At 55.8% G+C, this 5732-nt stretch carries 3 rRNA genes; all 3 read right to left on the reverse strand.

Going from position 1 to position 5732, the window contains the following annotated elements:
- Positions 1-71: 71 nt before the first annotated feature.
- A 5S ribosomal RNA gene (gene rrf, locus CFT82_RS11345) occupies positions 72-188 on the reverse strand.
- Between the two features lie 151 nt (positions 189-339).
- Positions 340-3414: ribosomal RNA gene (locus tag CFT82_RS11350) — 23S ribosomal RNA — on the reverse strand.
- A gap of 360 nt (positions 3415-3774) precedes the next feature.
- Positions 3775-5297 (reverse strand): 16S ribosomal RNA (locus tag CFT82_RS11355).
- The 16S, 23S and 5S rRNA genes sit together here, the layout of an rRNA operon.
- Between the last annotated feature and the right edge of the window lie 435 nt (positions 5298-5732).

Genomic DNA, 5732 nt, shown 5'->3' on the forward strand with positions numbered 1-5732 from the left:
GGGGGGACGGGTGTGGGCATGCGAAAGAGGGCCCCCCACCACCAGGCAGGAGACCCTCTTCCAAAAAATGTGTTCGGCAGTGTCCTACTCTCCCACACCATCTCCAGTGCAGTACCATCGGCGCTGAAGGACTTAGCTTCCGGGTTCGGAAAGTAACCGGGCGTTTCCCCTTCGCTATGACCACCGAAACAATATCGGGAACCAGCAAACCACCATCACACCCACAACCAAGGGGCGGATCACGGTGCTGTGATCACAGAACACACACAATATTCAATTCAGTGTTCCAGAAAAGCAGGTTTGCTTCCCGGGAACCCCACAGTGGACGCGTAGCATCTTTGTAGCAAGTCATCGGCTCATTAGTACCGGTCAGCTCCACACATTGCTGTGCTTCCACATCCGGCCTATCAACCCAGTCGTCTAGCTGGGAGCCTCTCACCCCACAAGGGGGCATGGAAACCTCATCTTGAAGCATGCTTCCCGCTTAGATGCTTTCAGCGGTTATCACTCCCGAACGTAGCTAATCAGCGGTGCCCTTGGCAGAACAACTGACACACCAGAGGTTCGTCCACCCCGGTCCTCTCGTACTAGGGGCAGCCCTTCTCAAGTTTCCAACGCGCGCAGCGGATAGGGACCGAACTGTCTCACGACGTTCTAAACCCAGCTCGCGTACCGCTTTAATGGGCGAACAGCCCAACCCTTGGGACCTACTCCAGCCCCAGGATGCGACGAGCCGACATCGAGGTGCCAAACCATGCCGTCGATATGAGCTCTTGGGCAGGATCAGCCTGTTATCCCCGGGGTACCTTTTATCCGTTGAGCGACGGCGATTCCACAATCCACCGTCGGGTCACTAGTTCCGACTTTCGTCCCTGCTCGACCTGTACGTCTCACAGTCAAGCTCCCTTGTGCACTTACACTCGAAACCTGGTTACCAACCAGGCTGAGGGAACCTTTGAGCGCCTCCGTTACCCTTTGGGAGGCAACCGCCCCAGTTAAACTACCCACCAGGCACTGTCCCTGATCCGGATCACGGACCGAAGTTAGATATCCAGAGCGACCAGAGTGGTATTTCAACGATGACTCCACACACGCTGGCGCGTGCGCTTCACAGTCTCCCACCTATCCTACACAAGCCGCACCGAATACCAATACCAAGCTGTAGTAAAGGTCCCGGGGTCTTTCCGTCCTGCTGCGCGTAACGAGCATCTTTACTCGTAGTGCAATTTCGCCGAGTTCGTGGTTGAGACAGTGGAAGAGTCGTTACGCCATTCGTGCAGGTCGGAACTTACCCGACAAGGAATTTCGCTACCTTAGGATGGTTATAGTTACCACCGCCGTTTACTGGGGCTTAAGTTCAGAGCTACACCCTTACGGGTTGACTCGTCCCCTTAACCTTCCAGCACCGGGCAGGCGTCAGTCCGTATACATCGTCTTGCGACTTCGCACGGACCTGTGTTTTTAGTAAACAGTCGCTCTTCCCTGGTCTCTGCGGCCTTCACCGCTTAGCCAGCAAGTGGCATCACGGATCCGGCCCCCCTTCTCCCTAAGTTACGGGGGCATTTTGCCGAATTCCTTAACCACGATTCACTCGATCGCCTTGGTATTCTCTACCTAACCACCTGAGTCGGTTTGGGGTACGGGCGGCTCGAACCTCGCTAGAAGATTTTCTCGGCAGCATAGGATCACTGACTTCCCGCATACGCGGTCACCATCAGGTCTCAGCCACATGCGACACGGATTTACCTATGCCGCGGCCTACACCCTTGGACGTGGACTACCATCGCCACGCAACAGCTACCTTCCTGCGTCTCTCCATCACTTGCCTACTACTGCTTCGGGTCCCGGACTCACACCATCCTCACCACACAAAGTGCGGATCAGCGGCGCTCGCACGGTTAGCATCCACAGCCTCAGCATGGGCGGTCCTTCGCCGGTTCCGGAATATCAACCGGATGTCCATCGACTACGCCTGTCGGCCTCGCCTTAGGTCCCGACTTACCCAGGGCAGATTAGCTTGACCCTGGAACCCTTGGTTATTCGGCGGACGGGTTTCTCACCCGTCTTTCGCTACTCATGCCTGCATTCTCACTCGTGCAGCATCCACGACTGGATCACTCCGCCGCTTCACTCGCTGCACGACGCTCCCCTACCCAACTTTCGTTGCCACAACTTCGGTGGTGTGCTTGAGCCCCGCTACATTGTCGGCGCGGAATCACTTGACCAGTGAGCTGTTACGCACTCTTTAAAGGGTGGCTGCTTCTAAGCCAACCTCCTGGTTGTCACAGCAACTCCACATCCTTTCCCACTTAGCACACGCTTAGGGACCTTAGTTGGTGATCTGGGCTGTTTCCCTCTCGACTACGAAGCTTATCCCCCGCAGTCTCACTGCCACGCTTCACTTACCAGCATTCGGAGTTTGGCTAACGTCAGTAACCCGGTGGGGCCCATTAGTTATCCAGTAGCTCTACCTCTGGCAAGAAACACGTGACGCTGCACCTAAATGCATTTCGGGGAGAACCAGCTATCACGGAGTTTGATTGGCCTTTCACCCCTACCCACAGCTCATCCCCTCAGTTTTCAACCTAAGTGGGTTCGGTCCTCCACGCCGTCTTACCGGCGCTTCAACCTGGCCATGGGTAGATCACTCCGCTTCGGGTCTAGACCCAGCGACTCAAACGCCCTCTTCGGACTCGCTTTCGCTACGGCTTCCCCACACGGGTTAACCTCGCCACTGAGCACTAACTCGCAGGCTCATTCTTCAAAAGGCACGCAGTCACCCCTAAAGGCTCCTACGGCTTGTAGGCACATGGTTTCAGGAACTATTTCACTCCCCTCCCGGGGTACTTTTCACCTTTCCCTCACGGTACTTGTCCGCTATCGGTCATCAGAGAATATTTAGGCTTATCGGGTGGTCCCGACAGATTCACACGGGATTTCACGGGCCCCGTGCTACTCGGGAACACAAACCAACAGTGACAGCAGTTTCGCCTACGGGGGTCGCACCCTCTACGCCCGGCCCTTCAAGACCGTTCGACTACCACCATCATTTCTCACTGTTGCCAGGACTGGTAGATCCTGAATGCTGCGTCCCACAACCCCGCACACGCAACCCCTACCAGGTATCACACGCATACGGTTTAGCCTCATCCGCTTTCGCTCGCCACTACTCACGGAATCACTATTGTTTTCTCTTCCTGTGGGTACTGAGATGTTTCACTTCCCCACGTTCCCTCCCTCTACCCTATATATTCAGGTAGCGGTGACTGGACTTGCCTCCAGCCGGGTTACCCCATTCGGAAATCCACGGATCAACGTCTAGTTATCGACTCCCCGTGGCTTATCGCAGATTCTCGCGTCCTTCATCGGTTTCTGATGCCAAGGCATCCACCATGTGCCCTTAAAAACTTGACACAAAGATGCTCGCGTCCACTGTGAAGTTCTCAAAAAACAACCCCGCACCACCCAGCCACCCACACAACCGTGCAAGCACCCAGACAGCAGAGGAACCCAACAACCAAACCCCACACCCACAACAGGCATGATGCTTGGTCCCTGGGGACCCAACAGTGTGTCAAACCAACAACCAGAACCATCATCCACTTTCCCAACACCCAAACAGGCGCCGTACTCATGAACAACCACCCTGGCCAGGCGATCAATCGATGTTCCACCCAGAAGCACCCTCAGCACCACAGACGGGCACTCAAAGGGCCCCAACCCAACAGGTCAGGTGACACCACACAGCAAACTGTGAGTGTAAAAGCTCCTTAGAAAGGAGGTGATCCAGCCGCACCTTCCGGTACGGCTACCTTGTTACGACTTAGTCCCAATCACCGGCCCCACCTTAGACAGCTCCCTCCACAAGGGTTAGGCCACCATCTTCGGGTGTTGCCGACTTTCGTGACTTGACGGGCGGTGTGTACAAGGCCCGGGAACGTATTCACCGCAGCGTTGCTGATCTGCGATTACTAGCGACTCCGACTTCATGGGGTCGAGTTGCAGACCCCAATCCGAACTGAGACCGGTTTTTTGGGATTCGCTCCACCTCACGGTATCGCAACCCTCTGTACCGGCCATTGTAGCATGCTTGAAGCCCAAGACATAAGGGGCATGATGATTTGACGTCGTCCCCACCTTCCTCCGAGTTGACCCCGGCAGTCTCCTATGAGTCCCCACCATTACGTGCTGGCAACATAGAACGAGGGTTGCGCTCGTTGCGGGACTTAACCCAACATCTCACGACACGAGCTGACGACAACCATGCACCACCTGTGCACCAGTCCGAAGAAGACCCCATCTCTGGGGCTGTCCGGTGCATGTCAAGCCTTGGTAAGGTTCTTCGCGTTGCATCGAATTAATCAGCATGCTCCGCCGCTTGTGCGGGCCCCCGTCAATTCCTTTGAGTTTTAGCCTTGCGGCCGTACTCCCCAGGCGGGGCGCTTAATGCGTTAGCTTCGACACGGACCTCGTGGAATGAGGCCCACGCCTAGCGCCCAACGTTTACGGCATGGACTACCAGGGTATCTAATCCTGTTCGCTCCCCATGCTTTCGCTTCTCAGCGTCAGTAATGGCCCAGAGACCTGCCTTCGCCATCGGTGTTCCTCCTGATATCTGCGCATTCCACCGCTACACCAGGAATTCCAGTCTCCCCTACCACACTCTAGTCTGCCCGTACCCACTGCACGTCCAGGGTTAAGCCCTGAATTTTCACAGCAGACGCGACAAACCGCCTACAAGCTCTTTACGCCCAATAATTCCGGACAACGCTCGCACCCTACGTATTACCGCGGCTGCTGGCACGTAGTTAGCCGGTGCTTCTTCTGCAGGTACCGTCACAAAAGCTTCTTCCCTGCTGAAAGAGGTTTACAACCCGAAGGCCGTCATCCCTCACGCGGCGTCGCTGCATCAGGCTTTCGCCCATTGTGCAATATTCCCCACTGCTGCCTCCCGTAGGAGTCTGGGCCGTGTCTCAGTCCCAGTGTGGCCGGTCACCCTCTCAGGCCGGCTACCCGTCGTCGCCTTGGTAGGCCATTACCCCACCAACAAGCTGATAGGCCGCGAGTCCATCCACCACCGATAAATCTTTCCACCAACACCCCATGCAAGGGTTGGTCGTATCCAGTATTAGACGCCGTTTCCAGCGCTTATCCCAGAGTGATGGGCAGGTTACTCACGTGTTACTCACCCGTTCGCCACTGATCCACAAGTGCAAGCACCTGCTTCACCGTTCGACTTGCATGTGTTAAGCACGCCGCCAGCGTTCGTCCTGAGCCAGGATCAAACTCTCCGAAGAAAAAATTTGATACTGGCAGAGCAGAATGACTCGCTGGAGTCATCTGTTGCCAAAGAAATCAACCAAAGCACACCCACAACCCACACCCAACCCCACAAGGGACCAGGCAATGAACCACGGATGCACAAGGGTCAAACAAAAATATTATGGCATCGATTCATGACACACTGTTGAGTTCTCAAGGACCAAACACTCCCCAACATCCACAACCAAAATCTCTTTGGCCGCTTCCCTCAGGGGCGAGTCACAACCTTACACCATCCAATCCCCGGCCCGCAACCCCGCCTCTCAGCAGAACCACAAACCACCAGGACCGAACAACGAACCAGGTCGCTGCCACCCGAACCACCAACCACGCTGAGCTCTTCACTCACCCGCAGCCACCCGGCCGGGCAACGAGGAGGAACAATACACACACCCCAGCCCCAACGCAAA

The organism is Kytococcus aerolatus (genome assembly GCF_900187395.1).
Classification (GTDB): domain Bacteria; phylum Actinomycetota; class Actinomycetes; order Actinomycetales; family Dermatophilaceae; genus Kytococcus; species Kytococcus aerolatus.